The 417-nt window shown below is 56.4% G+C and carries 1 protein-coding gene; it reads left to right on the plus strand.

Annotated features, from left to right (window positions below; genetic code table 11):
* The coding region (locus DUK53_RS17255) for a F0F1 ATP synthase subunit epsilon (RefSeq protein WP_124893260.1) at positions 1–403 on the plus strand (403 nt) is incomplete at its 5' end.
* Positions 404–417: the final 14 nt, after the last annotated feature.

Below are 417 nucleotides of genomic sequence, written 5' to 3' on the forward strand. Positions count from 1 at the left end.
TCTGGATGTCGTCAGCGCGGAAAAACAGATGTTTTCCGGCCTGGTGCAGAAGATCCAGGTGACAGGCAGCGAAGGCGAACTGGGGATCTTCCCTGGCCATGCGCCGCTGCTGACTGCCATCAAGCCTGGCATGGTGCGTATTGTTAAACAGCACGGTGAAGAAGAGTTCATCTACCTGTCCGGCGGTATCCTTGAGGTACAGCCGAGCGTGGTAACCGTGCTGGCGGACACTGCCATCCGTGGAACGGACCTCGACGAAGCGAGAGCGCTGGAAGCTAAGCGTAAAGCTGAAGAGCACATCCGTAGCTCTCATGGCGATGTCGACTATGCTCAGGCATCTGCTGAACTGGCGAAAGCGATCGCGAAACTGCGCGTTATCGAGCTCACCAGAAAAGCGATGTAAATTCCCACGTTGCC

The organism is Listeria sp. SHR_NRA_18 (genome assembly GCF_003856515.1).
GTDB lineage: Bacteria > Bacillota > Bacilli > Lactobacillales > Listeriaceae > Listeria_A > Listeria_A newyorkensis.